Origin of the sequence: Pseudoalteromonas sp. C8, assembly GCF_011378685.1 — a bacterium.
GTDB classification, from domain to species: domain Bacteria; phylum Pseudomonadota; class Gammaproteobacteria; order Enterobacterales; family Alteromonadaceae; genus Pseudoalteromonas; species Pseudoalteromonas arctica.
In genome coordinates this window covers 119193-139835 of the sequence record NZ_WTKT01000010.1, presented here as the reverse complement: position 1 = coordinate 139835, position 20643 = coordinate 119193, and the positions used below count along the sequence as shown (strand labels likewise).

The following is a 20643-nucleotide window of genomic DNA, read 5'->3' as shown; positions in this document are numbered from 1 at the left end:
CGTAATTATGACTGGTAAAAGTTTATAGTTAAAAGCTCAAACATTTAAAACGACAAAGCCCGCTAAATTTAGCGGGCTTTTTAATATTACTTTTGTATTAACTAAGTACGGGACTTAATTAAAACTGAAAACGCATGTTAGCAAAGTACGCATCGTTATCAGAATCATCAGCGTTGTTTTCGTAACCCACCTTTACACCAATATTTTTATTGATGAAGTGTTGAGCACCAAAGCTGTAAGTGTCTTGCTTGTTGTAGTTAGCAAATACAGATGTTGCCTTTGAAAAGTAGTAGTTAGTTTCTGCTACCCATTGGTTTTGGGCATCATCAATGCTTTCGTATTTACCTTCAAAAGTAAGGTAGTTACCTTGCTGTAAATCAATAAAGTATTTAGCAGCTACTGCACGGTAATCAAAATCGTCGTCTGATGTAAGTGTAACACCTACGTAATCTGTGCTGTTTAGCATGTAGTTGTAAGCTAAATCAAATAATGCGTAATCATCGCCGTCTTTGTTTTCAACTAGTGTTACTTTTGCAAGTAAATCAGGGTTGAAAAAGTAACCACCCGTCAGTTTATAAAGCTCACTGTTAGAACCTGAATCTAGGTCTGTATTCTCGTAAGATGCGCCAACAACAAATTCATTAATGAAGTATTCACCACCAACTGATGTTAAATCGCCAAAGTCGTCATCAGCGTAGCCACCATATACGTTAGTTTGTTTATTGATGTATTCAAACTGATCGTACGGACCTAAAGTTTTTTTAGGAGATAAGTAGTAAATAGAATCTATAGCAACGGTGTCGTTGTTATCGCTATTTTTATAGCTTAGGTTACTAATTGAATTGTAGCTGTCTGCAGCAGCCGCAGTGCTAGATAATAAAATGCTCGAAATAATAACTGCTAATTTTTTCATTGTAAGACTTCCCTATGTACATTGCTTTTTATGCTCTAGCTGTATTGCTAAAGTCGAGGCACATGCTAACGTTAGGAAACTGAATGAAAACTTAACTAACCAGTTGTATTTATTAAGTTAATTGTAAGGAAGTGTGGTAAACTGTAAAATTAAAGTAGTTGCAACACCTAGTCAACAACTACTTAAAACATGTACAGCAGCTTAAAGCGCGTGTTGGCTAATAATACGATAAACATCGTTAATGTTATCGCCAGACTTAAACTCTTTACTAATTGGTGTTGGATCTGAGCCAACCCATATTTTTAGCTCGGCATCTAAGTCAAAATGGCCTGCACTTTCTTTACTAAACTTGGTAATTTTAGAGTAAGCAATACTCACCATTTCCATTTTAGAGCCGGTCATACCTTGCTTATCAATTAAGATTAAGCGCTTATTAGTAAAAATAAACATATCACGTACTACTTTATATGCTTTTTCTACTTGCTCACCCTCAATTAATGTATTGGCGAGGATTTTCTCTAAATCAGAATCGTCAACTTCGCTTGCATTACCCATAAGTCCGCTAAGTAAACCCATTATACTTTCTCCTGTTTAAATATTTGATTCTCTAATGTGTGACCATTAACTAACTGCCTGTACTGCCAGTGTTGTTGATGACAAAAATTCAGTAGTGCAATATCAAGTGGATCGCTCGTTGGTTGATACTCAACAACATATTCTTTATGCTGGCTCATATACACTCGGCTCACCCCTGCAATTGCTTGAAGCTGTTGCTCAACATTTTGATAAGCTTCGCTTAGCATTAATGTATAAAAGTGTTTATCGGTATTATTTGTTTTTGTTTGATGCTCGCTTAGTACGCCTTTATCTAAATGAAGTACCTGTGAGCATAGTCGCTCAAGCTCAGTTAAATCGTGAGAGCTTAAAATAAATGTAGCCTGCTCACTTAATTCAGATACTAGCTCACGTACTTCTCTGGCATGAATCGGATCAAGCCCTGCGGTTGCTTCATCAAGCATTACAATTTGTGGCGCGCCAATAAGTGCTTGCGCTATCGTAACGCGCTTGCGCATACCGTGCGATAAGTCCCCCGCACGCTGCTTTGCAATTTCTTTTAAGCCAACCAAGTCAAGTACACGTAGCGCCTCAGTTTGGCTTTGCTTAGCATCCATACCTTGCAGTTTTGCATAAAAAGCGAGTTGCTTATCTATATTAAAACGAGGGTCAAGTTGCGCGTCTTGCGGTAATGCACTTACTTTATTGAATAAAGCAGCGCTCCCTGGCTTATGCCCTAATATTTCAAGGCTGCCTTTACTTGGCGCTATATAGCCGCACAACAAACTAAATAAGGTGGTTTTACCCGCACCATTTGGCCCAACAAGCGCCACTGGCGCACCTTTATTAATCTCAAAGTCCACATTATTAAGCGCAAGTTTTGCACCATACGACTTACTCAAACCGCTGGCTGTAATCAATGGTCTCATAGTGAGCTCCTTGCAAAAATACGTTGAGCGACGATTAGTAACACCGCAGTTTGCACAAGGGGAATAGCCACAGCGCTTAATAATGGTAAATTTTGCCCCGCTAATAACTCTATTTGCACACCCGGAAATAAATAATCAAGCAAGCCCAATGCGGGTATTTGCCATTGCAATATACCAACTACAATACCGCCTGCTGCAAAATATAAAATTGCCAATACAATAGATAAACGCGATGAGCGAGCAAAGGTATTTATTAACGTCATAAGTGCTACAAATGGACACAGAGTAATCACTAATATTAAAAATATAGAAAGCGCACGGGCAAAACCACCAGCCAGTAAACTTGGATCTCTAAACCCTAGTACAGCAAGCGTAGCCACAAGAGTAATGCCCACTAAGCAGGCTAATACCGCTAATTGTCCTAAAAAACGACCAAACAGTATTTCAAAGCGAGTGGAGCGCAGTGATAAAAACCTTAGTGTGCCGCGCTCTCTATCGCCTACCGTTTGGTCGCTACAAATAAATAAACCAAAAACGGGAAAGCTATACAGGGCTATTAACCAGTACATAGCAAATTCGGCCTCAGGCCAATCCAATAATTTACTTAAACCAATAGAACCTGATATATCACGGGCTATTTGCTCAAAATCGGGCGCACTTACAATGCCTACTGCCTGCCCTATTGGGTAGCGTAGTATTATTAGCCACACCAATGCAAAGGCAGCTAATGCAATAAGTCCACGTTTAGTTAAAAACATACGTACAAGCTCAAATCCCGCTATTTGCGTTAATCGCCCTACGTTTATCGGTAATGGTGTTGCCATTGACTATCCTTAATGACTTTTTATTTTCTGTGTATTTATCCACACTAAGTGTAAACACCTTGAATTACCAGCAAAAAAAAGCCCACCTATGGTGAGCTTTGTAACAATACATTTAAATGTAACAGCATAAATTGCGATATAAATTATAAATGCTGCTTATAAACCTCAAGTGCTTGGCTTAAATCGCTAATTAAATCTTCAACATCTTCAAGACCAATATGCAAGCGAATAACCGGGCCTAAATCCCAACCTGTATTTGAACGCAGCCCTTTCATAGTTAAATTAGCGGTTACTAAACTTTCAAAACCGCCCCACGAAAAGCCCATTTTAATATGCTCAAGGCTATCTAAAAATGCATCAATCGCTTTTTGATTACCGGTTTTCATCACAAATGAAAACAACCCATTACTGCCATCAAAATCACGTTTAAAAAACTCATGCCCTGGGCAGGTTTCAAATGCAGGGTGGCGAATATGATCAACAAGCTCATGTTGTTCAAGCCATTTAGCTACTTCTATTGCTGCTTTTTCATGTTGATTTAAACGCACACCCATTGTACGCAGGCCTCTAAGCGCTAAATACGCATCATCGGCACTGGTACATTGCCCTAGTAAGTACGAGTTTTCGCGCAAGGTTGGCCAGTACTTTTTATTAGCAACAGCCACCCCCATCATCACGTCCGAATGGCCGACAATATACTTCGTTGCAGCCTGAATACTAATATCAACACCGTGCTCAAGCGGACGATAATGCAAACCGTTGCCGTAGGTATTATCAAGTATGGTCATTACGCTATGCTCATTGGCTACTTTTACCATAGCAGGCACATCTTGCACTTCCATCGTAATAGAACCTGGAGATTCTAAAAACAACACTTTAGTATTTGGCTGAATGTAGTCTTTAATACCTGCGCCAATGGTTGGCGGGTAGTAGGTTGTTGTAATGCCCAGTCCCACTAAAATTTTATCGCAAAAATCGCGAGTTGGTTCGTACACGTTATCAACCATTAAAATATGATCACCGGTTTTTAAAAACGATAAAAATACTTGGCTAATCGCCGCTGCGCCACAAGGGTATAGTGCACAGCCTTCGCCGCCTTCAAGTTCTGTAATCGCTTCTTGTAGTGCAAAGTGTGTTGTTGTGCCCCGGCGCCCATAAAATAACGTTTTATCGCCACGGGTTTTAGCCGCTTCTTTTAAATCTGCTACAGTATCAAATACAATGGTAGATGCACGCTGTACAACGGGATTTACTACGCCATGTGTATAGGCTTTTTTGCGCCCTGATGATACCAGCTGAGTGTTTTTATTACTTTTACTCGACATTGTTAATCCTTAAGGGTTTGTGCGCCAATGCTCAATTAAATAACGAGAAATAGAGTCGGTTCTAGGCAGCTTTAAATGCTCCCCTTCTTCGTGCCAATTACCAAATTGCTCTAAGTCTTCACGACTAAACCATTTTGCATCGTCTAGCTCTTCTTTATCTACGTTAATTTCCTCAGATGTCGCCTCTGCAAAAAAACCAAGCATAATGGACGATGGGAACGGCCATGGCTGAGATGCAACATAACGTACGTTATCAACCTCTATACCTGCCTCTTCTTTAACTTCACGCGCAACAGCTTGTTCCAGTGTCTCCCCTGGGTCTACAAACCCAGCAAGCGACGAATACATACCGGTGGGCCACGCGGCTTGGCGACCTAATAAACAGCGTTCTACTCCGTCAGCAAAGACTTTAGTAACCACCATAATTACCGCAGGATCGGTACGCGGGAATGTAGGATGCTTACAGTTTTCGTTTTCACATACACGAGAATGCCCTGCTTCCACTGAACGGTTTTTACTACCGCAGCGCCCACAAAAACGGTGCGTGGCATGCCAATAACATAAACCTCTTGCAAGTGCGGCTATTGAGGCATATTTAATGGTTACTTGAGGCCCATATTGGCGAATATCAAAAAATTGAGCGCCCTCTATTAAAGGCGTAAGTACGCTTTCATCCAGATCAGATACATCCAATGCAAACACACCATGTTTAGCATTATTTAAACCAACAAAAATAGCACTCGTTAAATCTAAATGCGCCACTTGTTGATACGTTAAATAGCTTACTTTAGGGGTATCTTTAATAAATAGGGTTTGATTATTTTTAACTAAAACCCATTTACTTTGCGCCGACATTTGCGCTTTAAGCCACGATGGGTCTTTACGAAAATTTGAGCCTCTGTCTAGTGGCATGTTGCTATAATGAAGCATGTAAGTCCTTGGTAACTCGTTATGCTTTAAAATTACCATAATCATTTAGCAAACCCAATTGATTACAGTAATAAAAAAAGCCTATATAAGGCTTAATTCATCTATTACGGCTTTGTATTAAAATCTCTCATGTTGCAGGCACTTAGCTTGCACTTTTTTAACTATTTTTTACTGTTAAAGGAGCAAAGTATTATCAATTAAATGAAATTGCTCTGCGCTTTGTTTTAATACCTCAGCGGTTAACCGGTCAGCACCGTATACATCGCACGGTACATTATATTGATTTTTTAAATGCCCAAGTAACAAAGCAAAGTCACCATCGCCAGAGAGCAAAATAACCTTATCAAGATTTTTACCCTGCTCTAACATGTCTATTGTTATACCTACATCCCAATCGCCTTTAGCACTTCCATCACGGCGTTGAATAAATGGCTTTAGCTTTACGTCAAAACCAATCGCACGCAAAATATTTTGAAACTGATTCTGCTTTTCATCACCTCGATAAATAGCGTACGCAAAAGCACACTCAATATTGTATTGCGCCTGCATTACCCGCCAAAACGCATTGTAGTCAAAGTTTTTTCCGTAACTCTCGCGGCACGTGTAATAAATATTTTGCACATCAACAAAAATACCTACGCGTGGTTTCGTGCTTTGCTGCTCGTTTTGTAAAGTCATTTAGTGTCCTAGTGAGGATTAATAGCAATAAAAGTAACGTTATAAAATAAGTGTACCTTGCAATTTATATTTAAGTAACCTAAATTAGTTACATACCCTTATGTAACCAATATTGGTTACATATTAAAAAGTAACCATTTTGAGATTTTTATGATTGGTGTGATCAGCGGCGATATTATTAAATCGCAAACAATCCCTAAGCAGCAATACGATGCCATGCTTTATCAACTAGAGCAAAGTTTGCGAAACATTTCGGGGGAGCAAACACTTTGGAATATATACCGAGGCGATGCCTTTCAGTTACAAGTTAATAATCCTGAGCTCCTTTTTAAAAATGCCATACTTGTATATTTACACCTTAAATCGTCAGGTTATGAGCTACGGCAAAGCTTGGCACTTGGGCAAATAGATAACCCACGCAGCGATATAAAAACAGCAACCGGTTCTGCTTTTACCCTTTCGGGGCAAGGCCTTGATAAAATAGGTAATCAACGCTTTGTTTTTAATATTAATGAGCAGCAGCTTGATGAAAGCTTAAATCTTAATTTAGCCTTTGCCGACGTATTACTCACTAAAATCACGCAAAAACAAGCAAATGCCCTGTATGTCTATTTAACATCATCAGACAACAGCCACGCGGCACTGGCTAAAGAGCTTAAAACAAGTCGCGAAAATGTAACAAAACTACTAAATTTAGCGCACTACCAACTTATAGAACGCTTTATTAAACACACACAACACGTTATAAAAAATATAATTAAAGGAGGTGAATAATGCAGTTTTCACTTTTACTGGTCGCGCTTATTATTGGCCACTTACTCGCTGATTTTTACTGGCAACCTATGAGTTGGGTAAACGACAGAAACACCCGTCACTTTAAAGCCAGTAAGCTTTATTTTCATGTACTTGTGCATGGTGTAACAAGTGCACTCATTATTACCGTGTGGGAATACACATTCGGGTGGCAACAACTAAGCAGTGTTTTAATTGCCACGGCGAGCATTATGCTGAGCCATTACTTTATTGATATAGCTAAATCGTATTCTAATAAAGGCGTGGTGCCTTTTTTACTTGATCAAATAGCGCACATACTCGTTATTATTGCGCTCAGTATTTGGCTAACTGATAACAATAGCTTTATGGCAGCAATTAATAATATGCTCACTGATCCCAAAATACTGTGGGTGGTATGCGGTTATTTAATTATTTTAAGTCCTAGCGCCGTATTTATAAGAATGATGTTAGAGCGTTTAACAAGTAACTTTTCAAGTACTGGTAGCTTACCATTTGCAGGGCAAAGCATAGGTATGCTTGAGCGCGTACTTATGCTGAGCTTTATATTGCTTGACCAATTTGCAGGGCTTGGCTTTTTACTTGCGGCAAAGTCGGTATTTAGGTTTGGTGATTTAAGTGCAAGCAAAGATAAAAAACTTACCGAGTACGTTATGCTCGGCACACTACTTAGCGTAAGTGTTACTTTATTTGTCGGCTTGGGTATTAACTATTTAATCAGGTAGGCAATACAGTAAGTACAAATTACAGGCAATAAAAAACGCGCTGCTTCTATTTATTCAAAAGAAGAGAGCGCGTTTTTTGTATCAGCCTTTAACCAAGTTCTAAATTAATTAAACGCCAATATGATCATTAATCGTTATTTGTGCGACGACGGCGTTGGCCACTACCGCCAACAGATTCACGCTTTGCCCATGGGTTTTGCGCGCTGTCATCTGTTTTAGCAGCTGGCTTTTTAGAACCACCACGGCGTGGGCCGGTACCATTACCACCATTATTTGGCTTTTTACTGTTAGGCTTGCTGCTATCAGATTTAGGCTTATTGAAAGGCTGCTTTTTCTTAGGCTTTTTAGACGGCAGTGGGCGAGCATCTAATGCGCGCTCTGCTACTGGGTTAATAGGCTCAAAACCGTCTTCTTCAGCACGTGGGATAAGCTCACCAATAAAGCGCTCAATACCGTATAAATCAACAGCATCTTCTGTTGTTACAAACGAAATCGCATGACCCGACGCACCGGCACGGCCTGTACGGCCAATACGGTGAACGTAATCTTCATATACATTTGGTAAGTCGTAGTTAACAACATGCGGTAATTCAACAATGTCTAAACCACGTGCAACAATGTCTGTTGCTACTAGTACGCGTACTTCACCACTTTTAAAACCATCAAGTGCTTTAACACGTGCGCCTTGTGATTTATTACCATGGATAGCCGCGCCTACAATGTCATCGCGCTCTAGTTGTTTAACTAAGCGGTTAGCACCGTGCTTTGTGCGGCTAAACACTAATACTTGTTGCCAATCGTTAGTACGAATTAAGTGGCTTAGCAATGCTGTTTTACGTGTTTTATCTACCGCATAAACACACTGAGTAACACTTTTTGCAGTAGTATTTTTTGCAGCAACTGAAATTTCAACAGGGTCATTAATTAACCCTTTTGCTAATGCACGAATTTCGTCAGAAAATGTAGCCGAAAACATCAAGTTTTGACGTTTAGCAGGCATTTTAGCAATTAAGCGTTTAATGTCGTGAATAAAGCCCATGTCTAACATGCGGTCAGCTTCATCGAGTACAAGCACTTCAACGCTATCAAATTTAACTGCATTTTGATTATGTAAGTCGATTAAACGACCCGGCGTTGCTACTAAAATATCAACACCTTTACGAAGACGCTGCATTTGTGGGTTAATTTTAACGCCACCGTAAACTACAAATGAGCTCACATCCGAATGCTTAGCGTACTCTTCAACGTTTTCGCTTACTTGCAAAGCAAGCTCACGTGTAGGCGTTAAAATAAGTGCACGTACGTGGTTACTTTTAGCTTTAGGGCCTGACGACAAACGCTCAATAAGTGGTAATGTAAAACCCGCTGTTTTACCTGTACCTGTTTGCGCTGCTGCCATAACATCACGGCGTTCAATAATTGCAGGAATTGCTTGAGCCTGAATCGGCGTTGGCGTTTCATAGCCCTTTTCTAAAACCGCATTAACCAAAGACTGTGATAAACCTAAACCTTCAAAACTCATATAAACTCTCTTTTAAATTAGGCTACGTTAGCCAGTTGCGCGCATTATACCTGTAGTAGCTAAGAATGCATGCCATTATTTACGTTGCGAGCAATTGAGCATAGCTTAATAAAATTAAACCTGTGCTCAAGTTGCTTAAAAATGCAAAAAACGGCCATAAGCCGTTTTATATTTATACTTAATTACTCTAAGTATAAGAGTTACTTAACACCTAACTCACGCAGGCGTTCTTGCAAGTAGCTATCTGCCGTGTAGCGCTCTGAAAGCACAACATCTGGATGCGGGTGTAAAAATAACGGCAGTGATATACGCGATTTAGTAGATGCTTTGCCCGTTGGGTTAATTACACGGTGAATTGTCGATGGGAAATACCCGCCCGACGCTTCTTGTAGCATGTCGCCAATATTAATAATTAAGCTGCCAAAATCACATGGCACGTCTAACCAACCGCCATCTGTTTTTTGAACTTGTAAACCAGGCTCATTAGAAGCTGGCAATACAGTCAATAAATTAATATCGCCGTGAGCTGCTGCGCGAATAGCACCTGGCTCTTCATCACCCGTCATAGGCGGATAATGTAGGATACGTAACAATGTTTGCTCAGAGCCTGCAATCATGTCTTTTAAATCAATCGAAAACTTAGCACGTACATCAGCCGGAGATTCAGCCTGAACCCAGCTTAACAATGTGCCAGCAAATTCACTTGCTAAACGGTAGTATTCACGTACATCAGCTTCAAGCTGGGCAGGAACGCGACCTTTAGGGTACACATGGAAGTACTCTTTAATGTCTTTTATTGTAAAGCCTTTCGCTACTTCAGATACTGAAGGCGGAAAGTAACCGTCTTGAGTGTCTTTAGAGAATAAAAAGTCGTGCTTTTGCTCTGAGTTAAAAAAGTCTTGCCAATTTTTGTAAATAGACTCAACTAAAGACTGTGGGATTGGGTGGTTTTTTAAAACGCCAAATCCAGTATTTCTTAACGATTCAACAAATTGTGCAGCCGCATCGGGAGCTTTATAATCAACAGTAGGTAATTGCATTGTACGTTCCAGTGAATAGGTTGTGTGAAGTGAGTTGCTTTTAATAGTGCTAAATTACTTATATAAAGTAGCAAAGCCTTCATTATAGCGCTATGCGAGGATAGACAAATGACCTCAAAAACATAAGGACATATGTCCGCAAAGCATAGTCACCGCCACTTGGCTTGATCAAGATCAACTTATAAAAAAACGTTGAATTTGCAAGGTTTAGTGCTTATATATGGTCTACTAGGGCGTGCTGACCTTTGGTGGGTGAATTTGTAGCAGACTGTTTGGTATTTAAGCAAGGCAGAGCCTGTGATGTGTGGTTGTTCCCCATAAATAGGCGATAACGCAGCATAAATGCCAAACATGCGCTACCCTTTGGGTTCTTTCTAGGGACGATTAACTCTTTGTTGCTCGGTTTTTACTTAGTCCACTAGGTTACAAACCTCGCGCCGCGATTTAATCGCCCCTAGATTGAACAAATTTCAATCCACAACGGTCAACACGCCCTAATATATTTTATTTGTGTAAATAAGGCTCCCCATGCGACAAAAAGTATCTTTTAAAAGCGGCGATTTAGAACTTGCCGGCCAACTTGAACTTCCCTCTGGTGACGTTAAGTTTTACGCGCTATTTGCACACTGCTTTACCTGCGGTAAAGACATTGCAGCAGCCACTCGTATTAGCCGAGCTTTAACACAACAAGGCATTGCCGTACTACGTTTCGACTTTACCGGTTTAGGTAATAGCGATGGCGACTTTGCTAACAGTAACTTTTCATCAAACATTCAAGATTTAGTATCTGCGGCAAATCATTTACGTGAGCATTTTGCGGCGCCGCAACTACTCATTGGGCACAGTTTAGGCGGGGCTGCCGTTCTTGCTGCTGCGGAGCATATTCCTGAAGTATCGGCTATTACAACCATTGGTGCACCGTCAGATGCGCAGCACGTAGCGCATAATTTTGAAGCACACCTTGATGAAATTAACGCAGCAGGTGAAGCTAAAGTAAACTTAGCCGGCCGTGAATTTACCATTAAAAAGCAATTTATTGACGATATAGCCAAGTACGATAAAAGCCACATAAGTAAACTTAAGCGCGCATTATTAGTAATGCACTCCCCTATTGATGCGACGGTAAATATTAGTGAAGCTGAAAAAATTTATGCATCAGCCAAGCATCCTAAAAGCTTTATTAGCCTAGATAACGCCGATCACTTACTTACTAATAAAAACGATGCCGACTACGCTGCACAAATAATTGCAACGTGGGCAAACCGTTATGTTAAGTACGACAAAACTAAATACACGGCAAGTTTAACGGGTGGCAATGTACTCGTTGAAGAAAAAGACCATGTATTTACTCAGCACGTAAGTACAAAAGATCATACTTGGCTTGCAGATGAGCCAATAAAAGTAGGTGGTAAAAACTTAGGTCCTGATCCGTATCATCACTTATTAGCGGGGCTTGGTGCCTGTACGGCCATGACACTGCGTATGTACGCTACACGTAAAAACTTACCACTGGAACATGTAAAAGTAGAGCTTGATCACACTCGCGATTACAACAAAGATTGCGACGATTGTGAGCAAACAGGTAACCTTGAAGCCATTACCCGTAAAATCACCTTACGTGGCGACTTAACAGAGCCACAACGCCAGCGTTTACTCGAAATAGCCGACAAATGCCCTGTGCATAAAACACTACATAATAACCCTGTTATTGTTAGTGAACTGGTAGAGTAACTACCATAAAATTAATATAGCGCAGCTAACACTGCGCTATGCTTTTAAATATAAGATTGATTAAAATTTATTAAAAAATTGTATAGCTTCAATATTAACCAAAGCTGTAGGATCACACGTATACTCAAATTCTTCCACCTGCTCAGTACTGTGCTTATTCGGTGATGAGAGAATTGCGGACTCTGAGGCATAAGCTTTTAAGAGAACACCTCCTGATTCAATTGCGTTTAGACCACTACCAAACATCTCTGCAACACTTTGCAAAGGAGTCCAACAGAAACCAATCTTATTTTGATCATATAAAAATTGGCACTCACCACGATATAGTACCAATGCTTTCCCGGTGTATTTTGGAAGAGTCAACTTTAAGACACTGAGTAAGAGTTTATCATTTGAAAGCTTACGCCTTAATTGCCCTCCGTTCTCAGTCCAAATAAGATGAACTTTATCTTTTTTAATATGTAACTCGTCATATGATCTTAATATAAATTTAAAAGCTTCTGTCCAAATTGAACCTTTGAGATCACAAGTATAAATGCCAGTTACAAATTTACGGCCTACTTGCTCATATAATTCCATTGTTACTCGTTCCTAAAGCTTATTAGTATCTAAAAACGCCCCTACTTCTTTACTCATTCTATCCACCAGCCATTTTGGTCCACCATCGTACATATCGTTATGGCGCGATTTTTCTATTAGTGTTTGTGTAACAGGAAACGCATCCAGCTCTGAATCGTTTAACAACACATTCGCATCAGCTGGGTAATCACTACCGCGAAGTGTAAGTACGCGAATGTTTTTATTGCGCGGGATCAACATGCGGCGATGATCGAGCGTAATAATAGTGCTAACTTCGTTTGGATAAATAGAGCCATATAATGCGGAAATATCACCGCCATTAGAATGCCCAAATAAGGTGAGTTTTGTAAAGTCGTACGCTGGGTATTTACTCGATAGCTCATTAACTAAAAACTTAAGCGTTACTACGCCACGGTGCCAATTTTCCATACGTGTTGTTAAGTAAGGCTGCTCACGATTAAGGTCAGGGTCGGTTTTTAATTTATGTGCAACGGCTACTGTTAAGTATCCACGCTGATTAAACACATTACTAGCAAACGTGTATTCGTTATGGCTAATCCCGTAGCCCGCATTAATAAACGCTACAGAGCATTTTACTTGAGCTGTACACTTAGCATTGTTACTTGGTAATGTAATATTGATAGGAATAGTGCGATTGCGGCTTTCATCAGTTATAACGCCATCGTTTGCATAGCTTGTTGCGCCTATTACTGATGTGCTTATAACTGATGTACTTAGAGCTAGTGCGCTTAATATAAAAAGCTTTTTAAGTGTTTTTTGCATATTTAAATTTATATAAATTATTGTTTTTAATTAAAAATAACTTTTACTTTATAGCTTTGCATTCTCTATTGTCAAACTATGCGATAATAGCCGCCATTGTTTAAATATATTTAGTAAAAGATCCAATAAATGAAATCATACAATAGCATTCAAGAACGTATAGAAATCCTAGAAGACAAATTAACTGCAATACATGACGAAATCGAAACACTAAAAGCACCTGCTAAAAACAACAATGAACGTATTATTTTTAAGTTTATTGAAACAGGCAGCACAGGTAAAACGAAGGATTTTGTTCGTGAGTTAGGTATTAAATCACCGCGTGACGGTTTGTTTTCGTCAGGTGACGTTACAAAACTAATTAAAGATGGCGCTGAAGATATTTCACCTGCGTTATTAGAAATCGCAAGACAGCTTGCCAGTGCACGTAATAAAAATGGCCCAAGCCGTTAATTACCCAGTCACGCAGTATCTAGAAGCCCAGCCAAGCTGTCGCTTCTAGATATGTAATCATATTAAACTAAATTAATCACACAATTCTATATTAAGGCTGGTAAGCAAATTAAGTGCTTCGAAGCGATCAAACTTAGCATTCGCTAAAATATTATTATTCAAATCTATATTAAACGCTGTAGCACCTACAAAATCACATTTTGTTAAGTTAGTTTGAAAAAACTCACTATCGCGAAAATCTGTTCCTGTAAATTCACTACCGCTTAAATCAGCGTGTCTAAAATCAACATTTTTGGCAAAGCAGTGTGTTAGTTTGAGGGCTTTGAGGGTTAATTCAAAAAAAGAACTATTACTGAGCTCGCAATAATTAAAACTCACCGGTGCGTTAATACTAAGCGCTGGCCAATCTACATCAGCCCATTGCAAACTATTTAATTTACAGTGGCTAAAACTTACATTTTCAAGCGAGCTGTAGTTCCATTTTAGTGACGATAAATTACAGTTTTTAAAACTACATTCTATAAATCGGCAATTTTTAAACTGCCCGCCTGAAAAGTCGCAATCGATAAATATACATTCTTCAAACTCAGAGTTTTCAGTTAGCTGCTCTGCGTACTGCAAAGCATTAAATTGCTCATCAAAATACTGGTTATTGTTACTTAACAACACAATTCACCTATTAAATTTAACCCGTGTAGCCATTACTTTTAGGTAAATCTTTTTTAAGCGCAAGCACTGCAATAAAAATCAAAGCAAATAGTGGAAATAGCGCTAAACAGCCACCCACAAAAGCTAAAACACCCGGCATAGTACTTTTACGCTTACCTATTTTATAGCTAATTACAGCAAAAATAGGAATACACAGCACAATAATAAAAACTAAAAACTCACCAAATAAGGTTGCATTGATCGACATAATAATTCCTTTTCATCTGTTCGTTTAAAATACACTCTGCAGCAAATTTAACCATAAAAAAACCCTTAAGCATATAACTTAAGGGTTTTTAAATTTAGCTCAAAAAAGCGAAACAAAGATTACTCTTCGTTAGGTATCGCTTTTTCTACAACACTTATTGCAAGTTCAGCTAACGAGTCAAGGTTAGGTTTGCTTGGCGCGTTGGTTAATAAACACGACGCTTGTGTTGTTTTAGGGAAAGCAATAACGTCACGAATGTTATCTGTACCACATAAAAGCATTGCTAAACGGTCAAGACCAAATGCTAAACCTGCATGTGGTGGTGTGCCGTATTTAAGTGCATCAAGTAAAAAACCAAACTTGTCTTGTTGCTCTTGCTCGTTAATACCTAAAATTCTAAATGCAGTTTCTTGCATATCTGCATTATGAATACGTACCGAACCGCCACCAACTTCGTAGCCGTTTAATACCATATCGTAGGCATCTGAAATAGCAGCTGCTGGGTTTGCTTCAAGCTCACTGGCGTTAATGTCTTTTGGTGCAGTGAATGGATGATGTACAGCATGTAATGTGCCTTCGTCATCTTCTTCAAACATTGGGAAGTCTACAACCCAAAGTGGTGCCCAGCTATTAAGGTTAGTGATTTCTAAATCAACACCAATCTTAACGCGCAGTGCGCCCATTGCTTCATTTACTGTGTTGCGCTTATCGGCACCAAATAAAATGATATCGCCAGACTGTGCATTAGTACGCTCAAGTAATTTAGTAATTACGTCTTCGCTTAAAAACTTAGCCACTGGTGATTGAACGCCTTCAGCGCCCGCAGTGTGGTCGTTTACTTTCATCCACGCCATGCCTTTAGCGCCGTAAATACCAATAAACTTAGTGTAATCGTCAAGCTGTTTACGAGAAAGCTTAGCGCCACCCGGTACAGTTAACACAGCAACGCGACCTTTTTCGTCGTTAGCCGGACCTGAGAAAACATTAAACTCTACGTCTTTAACTAAATCTGCAACATCAACTAATTTCATTGGGTTACGTAAATCTGGCTTATCAGAACCGTAAAGGCTCATTGCCTCGCTGTAAGGCATGATTGGAAAATCGCCTAAATCAACGTTTAGCAATGTTTGCCACATCTCGCGGATCATTTTTTCAGTCATACCACGTACTTGATCAGAACTCATGAACGAGGTTTCTATATCTATTTGGGTAAATTCTGGTTGACGATCGGCACGTAAATCTTCATCACGGAAACATTTAACAATTTGGTAGTAACGGTCAAAACCCGACATCATCAACAATTGCTTAAATAACTGTGGAGACTGTGGTAAAGCGTAAAAACTACCTTTGTGAACGCGGCTTGGTACTAAATAATCGCGCGCACCTTCTGGCGTTGCTTTAGTAAGTACAGGTGTTTCGATGTCTAAAAAGCCGTTTTCATCTAAAAAGCGACGAACAAAGCTGCTTGCTTTAGCGCGTAATTTAATACGGTCACTCATTTCTAGACGACGTAAATCTAGGTAACGGTATTTTAAACGACGCTCCTCTGAGTTTACTTGGTTAAAATCAAGCGGTAATGGCTCAGAGCGGTTAATAATATTAAGCTCTTTACCTAAAATTTCGATCTCGCCTGTTGCCATGTCTTTATTTACTTGGCTGTCTGGGCGTGCGCGAACAATACCTTTTAACTGAACACAAAATTCTTGGCGAAGTGTGTTAGCTGAACTCATTAACTCTTCAATGTCAGAGTCGAATACAACTTGTACTAAACCTTCTCTATCGCGTAAATCGACAAAGATAAGTCCACCAAGGTCACGTCGTTTGTTGATCCAGCCACATAGTTCAACTTCTTGATCTACGTGAGTTTTATTTAGCTGTCCGCAATATATAGAGCGCATAGTTTTCCTGTCAGATAAAAGGCTTAAACGGCTAAACTTATTTGTTTTAAGGCGTGTGATTTAAAAAACAGGTCACCACAATACAAATAAAGCCGCTAGCAATCTAAAAATAATCAAATTAAGCCCTGCATTATACCCAAGTAGTATCAAGATGCTAGGGCGTGTGCCGCTTTTACCCCTGAATTTACAGCAGCTCGTTTTGTTATTTGCTACACTATCGCCACTTTATAATAAGGCGCTAGTTTGTATGTTATATATTGGATGCCCGCAGTGGTCGAGCAATGCATGGAAAGGCAATTTATTTTCAAGCCAATGTAAAAACGCCGATATGCTTAGCCAATACGCTCAGCATTTTAATTCAGTTGAAGGCAATACCAGCTTTTACGCCGATCCATCGCCAAGCACCGTGTTACGCTGGGCAAATAGCGTTCCCGACGATTTTAAATTTACTTTTAAGTTTAATCGTCGCTTTAGCCACGAGCTGCACCTAACTAATGTTCAAACCGAGCTTACTGATTGGCTTAACTTGTTTACCCCTATTTTAGAAAAAACTGGGCAGATCATGCTGCAATTACCTAAAGCATTTGGTCCTGGTGACTTACCCAAACTCGCCCAATTTATTAGCCTATTACCAAAAGAGGTTAATTACGGCGTAGAGGTACGTCATACTGCGTTTTTTCAAAAGGGTGAAGCCGAAATAGCGCTTAACCAATTATTAATGGCAAACAACATAAATCGCATATCGATGGATACTCGCGCCCTATTTGCGGTAAAACCAACAACCGAAGCGCTAATAGATGCACAGCAAAAAAAGCCCCACTTACCGGTACATGCAATAGCTACTGGCACAGAGCCTATGGCGCGCTTTGTAATAGCCGGTTTACAAAATGACTTTAAACCCTTTTATAAACCGTGGCTAAGTAAAGTAAAACAATGGCTTGATGAAGGAAAAACGCCTTATGTGTTTCTTCATACAGCAGATAACCGAGAAGCACCGTTATTAGCTCGCCAGTTTTGTAAGGACCTTGGTTATGATCACAAAGCATTAAACCCATTTACTGGCGAAAAAGAAGCCCACCAGCAAGCACTTTTTTAAAAGTAAAACGACAGAGAAATAATAATAATGAGTGAATACGCACGTTACTTTACCGGCTACCCAGCTAACATTGTTGAGCAAGTATTAAGCCTTATAAATAACAAAAGGGTACGTGACTACTTACTTAAAAAGTACCCGCAAGCACATACCATTACTAGCGATAAACTACTTTATAGCTATGCAACCGAGCTTAAAAAACAGTATTTAAAAAATGCGCCACCATTTGGTCGTGCAGCATTTAAAAAGCAAGGTGACATGGTTACTAATGCACTTGGTACACATACGTATCGAATGCAAGGTAAAACCCGCAAACACGATTTAGCGATAAACAGCGACTTGCTCCGCGCTCCCGAGCCATTATTAAAAACGTTAGTGGTACATGAGCTCGCCCACTTTAAAGAAAAAGATCACAACAAAAGCTTTTATCAACTTTGCTGCCATATGGAGCCGAGTTATCACCAGCTAGAGTTAGATTTAAGAATTTTTTGTGTTGTCGTCGCAATGGGAGAAAATCCTTATTTAAAATAAGGATTTTACCGTTGTTTAACTGAGTGAAAATAACGCCCATGCTTAAGTTAATATTTCCTTCCATAACCAAGCGTTCATACCCAGTCTTTTATCCACGTAAGCAGCTCACAACTTAACGCCTGTCCTTAATAAAACAAAAAAATTTAAAACTACATAATTGCCCTACATTTGAGAACTACACTCTTAATAGCTAATTCTTTCTATGTACTCTTTATCTTTGGAGTTTTAAATGATGAAAAATACCCATGCCTTTTTACTCAGTGCACTGTGCTGTGTAACCTTAATTGCCTGCAACGAGCAAAACAGCCAATCGCTTGAACAATCAAAACTCAATGATTTTACTCTAACCAGCTCAAAAGTAAGTGATGGCGGTAACTTGCCTATTACTTATACGTGCGATGGGCAAAGCATTAGCCCCCCACTTAACTGGAGCGGTGCACCTGACACAACCAAATATTATGCGTTAATTATGGATCATAAAGCGCCAGAGGGAATGCATTGGTATTGGACCATGTACAATGTTACCGCCGATAAAACACAAATTAAAGCGGGCGAAACTCTCGGTGAAGTAGGCTCTAATAGCGTAAACGATTTAAACCAATACGCGCCGCCTTGCTCTAAAGGTCCGGGTGAAAAAAGCTATACTTATACTGTGTACGCGTTATCTGCACCGGTTACCTTTAATAGCGATACAAAAGTAGATCGCTCAGCATTACTCGCCGTTGTAAAAGATATTACTCTCGATACTGCAAGTATGACGGTTAAATACTCGCGAAGCGCTAATAGCGCCGAGCACAAACCTAATGCAAGACCAAAACCAAATGAGCAACCAAAGCCTGATAAATCATATTTAACCGCTAACGTAAAATCACCTCGTTGCGATGCTATTACACAATCAGTAAGTAATGCAGGGTTTGATAAAAGCGTATCTGTTACGTGCGACGAACAATATGCTTATATTGCCTCATCTACTTATCCTGATCATGAAGTAATGACTGGTATTACAGGTACTAACGAGCAAATACCCGTTCCAGCTAAAGGCTACGCCGCACCTATAAAGCTAAATCCTAAAAAAGCAAAAGCAATTACTACAATTGATGCAGCCGTAGGTGTTGCCGTTAATGGCGTACCAATATACGACTATTCTTCGCAAGGCGAATTGGACGTAAATAGCTACGATGAGAAACACGACACGTTAGCACTCGGACAGTTAGATATATGCGGCGGACACGCAGGACGAGGTGATGACTACCATTACCATGTATCGCCAACGTGTATGATTGACACAATGAAAAACCAATCAAGCGATGCCATTATTGGTTGGGCTTACGATGGTTACCCGCTGTATGGCAGTAAAAACCCAGACGGCAGTGCAATTGCCAAAAGTGACCTTGATGTATGTAATGGGCAAGCCGACGACACATTTGGCTATCGCTACCAAACATCAGCTACGCCGCCGTATATTATTCAGTGCTTAGTAGGTGAAGTAGATACCGCAAAATTACCAAGAGTGTCACCACTTAGTGGCGATACTCAAGGTATAAGAGCCTCCTTGCGCCCGCCACAAGGAGGCGTTGAAAACTTAACGCACACAATCTCTGAAAACGGCAGCCGTACAATGAGCTACTCATACAAAGGCGAAAGCTACTTTACTACCTACAGCCCTGCATCACAGGGAAAAGACTGCTATAGCTTTAAACAAAAAACTATCAGTAATGGTGGCAAAGTTCAAACAGGTACATTTTGTAGAGGTCCGCAACCAAATCACCTTACTCCTACAGTCACTAAGCAAAATACAAATTCTGCCATTACAGGCAAGCATAACTTAAAGCTAGAAGCATGGGCTGATAACTGGTTTACAGCCTACATAGGCGAGCAGTTACTTGTTGAAGATTCTGTGCCTATAACTACAGAGCGTTCATTTAATGCCGAAAGCATTACGTTTTCTGCAAACTACCCTATTGAGCTTAATTTAATAATTAAAGACTTTAAGCAAAACAACACTGGGCTTGAATACATCGGTGCTAAAAATCAGCAAATGGGTGATGGCGGTTTTATTATGCAACTTACCGACACCGATACAAATAAAGTAGTTGCCGTAAGCGATCAAAGCTTTAAATGCGAAATACTTCACAAAGCGCCGCTTAACAAATTATGCGAAAGCGAATCAAACCCTGTCGCAGGCGAAGGGGTTTGTACGTTTATGTCAAAAGAAGCGCCAACTAACTGGCTACAAAGTAACTTTGATAACGCAAACTGGGCTAATGCAGTAGAGCACAACTTTGCCGATGTAGGACCAAAAGACGGTTACGACGATATTAACTGGGATGAAAACGCAAAATTCATATGGGGCGAAGACTTAGAAACCGACAACACCCTTATTTGTAAAGCAACTATTGAGCAACCTCAATAAACAAAAAGGTCAA

At 39.8% G+C, this 20643-nt stretch carries 21 protein-coding genes; 7 read left to right on the top strand and 14 right to left on the bottom strand.

From position 1 onward, the window contains the following. Positions 1–118: 118 nt before the first annotated feature. The 7 genes from GQR39_RS11770 to GQR39_RS11740 form a co-directional block, all read right to left on the bottom strand. A complete protein-coding gene (locus tag GQR39_RS11770; protein ID WP_165735703.1) occupies positions 119–913 on the bottom strand; it encodes a putative porin in 795 nt (264 codons plus the stop codon). A 201-nt stretch (positions 914–1114) separates the two neighbouring features. Beyond that, positions 1115–1489: a PH domain-containing protein gene (locus GQR39_RS11765; RefSeq protein ID WP_008172599.1), complete on the bottom strand. Its 375-nt coding sequence runs from the start codon at positions 1487–1489 to the stop codon at positions 1115–1117. After that, positions 1489–2397 (bottom strand): ABC transporter ATP-binding protein, encoded by a 909-nt coding sequence (locus GQR39_RS11760; RefSeq protein ID WP_024594118.1) that lies wholly within the window; start codon positions 2395–2397, stop codon positions 1489–1491. The genes GQR39_RS11765 and GQR39_RS11760 overlap by 1 nt, the downstream gene beginning before the upstream one ends. Continuing rightward, positions 2394–3221 carry an ABC transporter permease subunit gene (locus GQR39_RS11755; protein ID WP_165735702.1) on the bottom strand — a complete coding sequence of 276 codons (828 nt, stop codon included), beginning with the start codon at positions 3219–3221 and terminating at the stop codon, positions 2394–2396. Before GQR39_RS11755 ends, GQR39_RS11760 begins: the two co-directional genes overlap by 4 nt. Before the next feature lie 143 nt (positions 3222–3364). Further along, a complete protein-coding gene (locus GQR39_RS11750; protein ID WP_024608065.1) occupies positions 3365–4546 on the bottom strand; it encodes a cystathionine beta-lyase in 1182 nt (393 codons plus the stop codon). 9 nt (positions 4547–4555) lie between these two features. After that, positions 4556–5476: an NAD(+) diphosphatase gene (nudC, locus tag GQR39_RS11745; RefSeq protein WP_007586996.1), complete on the bottom strand. Its 921-nt coding sequence runs from the start codon at positions 5474–5476 to the stop codon at positions 4556–4558. A gap of 174 nt (positions 5477–5650) precedes the next feature. Next, positions 5651–6154, bottom strand: a complete 504-nt coding sequence (locus tag GQR39_RS11740) for an NYN domain-containing protein (protein ID WP_024594121.1) — start codon at positions 6152–6154, stop codon at positions 5651–5653. Between the two features lie 150 nt (positions 6155–6304). On the opposite strand from GQR39_RS11740, the gene GQR39_RS11735 reads away from it, so the two are divergent. Together GQR39_RS11735 and GQR39_RS11730 are read left to right on the top strand one after the other, a co-directional pair. After that, positions 6305–6928 (top strand): hypothetical protein, encoded by a 624-nt coding sequence (locus tag GQR39_RS11735; protein WP_010555313.1) that lies wholly within the window; start codon positions 6305–6307, stop codon positions 6926–6928. Beyond that, positions 6928–7671: a DUF3307 domain-containing protein gene (locus GQR39_RS11730; RefSeq protein WP_165735701.1), complete on the top strand. Its 744-nt coding sequence runs from the start codon at positions 6928–6930 to the stop codon at positions 7669–7671. The genes GQR39_RS11735 and GQR39_RS11730 overlap by 1 nt, the downstream gene beginning before the upstream one ends. A 127-nt stretch (positions 7672–7798) precedes the next feature. Here GQR39_RS11730 and GQR39_RS11725 read toward each other — a convergent pair whose 3' ends face one another. Together GQR39_RS11725 and GQR39_RS11720 are read right to left on the bottom strand one after the other, a co-directional pair. After that, on the bottom strand, positions 7799–9193 hold the full coding sequence (locus GQR39_RS11725; protein ID WP_007377987.1) for a DEAD/DEAH box helicase: 1395 nt from the start codon (positions 9191–9193) through the stop codon (positions 7799–7801). Between the two features lie 200 nt (positions 9194–9393). Next, entirely contained in the window at positions 9394–10233 is an 840-nt protein-coding gene (locus GQR39_RS11720) for an isopenicillin N synthase family oxygenase (RefSeq protein WP_165735700.1), read from the bottom strand. A 528-nt stretch (positions 10234–10761) separates the two neighbouring features. On the opposite strand from GQR39_RS11720, the gene GQR39_RS11715 reads away from it, so the two are divergent. Continuing rightward, positions 10762–11964, top strand: a complete 1203-nt coding sequence (locus GQR39_RS11715; RefSeq protein ID WP_007586983.1) for a bifunctional alpha/beta hydrolase/OsmC family protein — start codon at positions 10762–10764, stop codon at positions 11962–11964. 60 nt (positions 11965–12024) lie between these two features. On the opposite strand, the gene GQR39_RS11710 is transcribed toward GQR39_RS11715, so the two are convergent. Then, a complete protein-coding gene (locus GQR39_RS11710) occupies positions 12025–12543 on the bottom strand; it encodes a hypothetical protein (protein WP_165735699.1) in 519 nt (172 codons plus the stop codon). 12 nt (positions 12544–12555) lie between these two features. Beyond that, the gene (locus GQR39_RS11705; protein ID WP_165722924.1) at positions 12556–13326 is read right to left on the bottom strand and encodes an alpha/beta hydrolase; all 771 of its coding nucleotides are present in this window, start codon (positions 13324–13326) and stop codon (positions 12556–12558) included. Between the two features lie 129 nt (positions 13327–13455). On the opposite strand from GQR39_RS11705, the gene GQR39_RS11700 reads away from it, so the two are divergent. Then, entirely contained in the window at positions 13456–13779 is a 324-nt protein-coding gene (locus GQR39_RS11700; protein ID WP_010555318.1) for a hypothetical protein, read from the top strand. A gap of 72 nt (positions 13780–13851) precedes the next feature. Here the strand turns inward: GQR39_RS11700 and GQR39_RS11695 are convergent, their stop codons facing one another. From GQR39_RS11695 to aspS, 3 genes are all read right to left on the bottom strand, one after another. Beyond that, positions 13852–14448, bottom strand: a complete 597-nt coding sequence (locus GQR39_RS11695; RefSeq protein ID WP_101163162.1) for a pentapeptide repeat-containing protein — start codon at positions 14446–14448, stop codon at positions 13852–13854. 16 nt (positions 14449–14464) lie between these two features. Continuing rightward, complete coding sequence (locus tag GQR39_RS11690; RefSeq protein WP_007586979.1) at positions 14465–14695, bottom strand: hypothetical protein; 231 nt, start codon at positions 14693–14695, stop codon at positions 14465–14467. Positions 14696–14814: 119 nt separating this feature from the next. Further along, positions 14815–16593 carry an aspartate--tRNA ligase gene (gene aspS, locus GQR39_RS11685; RefSeq protein WP_024591308.1) on the bottom strand — a complete coding sequence of 593 codons (1779 nt, stop codon included), beginning with the start codon at positions 16591–16593 and terminating at the stop codon, positions 14815–14817. A gap of 247 nt (positions 16594–16840) precedes the next feature. Here aspS and GQR39_RS11680 point away from each other — a divergent pair, with 247 nt between their 5' ends. The 3 genes from GQR39_RS11680 to GQR39_RS11670 all read left to right on the top strand — a co-directional run bounded on the left by GQR39_RS11680 (position 16841) and on the right by GQR39_RS11670 (position 20630). After that, positions 16841–17689, top strand: a complete 849-nt coding sequence (locus GQR39_RS11680; protein WP_165735698.1) for a DUF72 domain-containing protein — start codon at positions 16841–16843, stop codon at positions 17687–17689. 27 nt (positions 17690–17716) lie between these two features. Further along, positions 17717–18217, top strand: a complete 501-nt coding sequence (locus tag GQR39_RS11675; RefSeq protein WP_165735697.1) for a YgjP-like metallopeptidase domain-containing protein — start codon at positions 17717–17719, stop codon at positions 18215–18217. Between the two features lie 229 nt (positions 18218–18446). After that, positions 18447–20630 (top strand): YHYH protein, encoded by a 2184-nt coding sequence (locus tag GQR39_RS11670; protein WP_206007838.1) that lies wholly within the window; start codon positions 18447–18449, stop codon positions 20628–20630. The last annotated feature ends 13 nt before the right edge of the window (positions 20631–20643 follow it).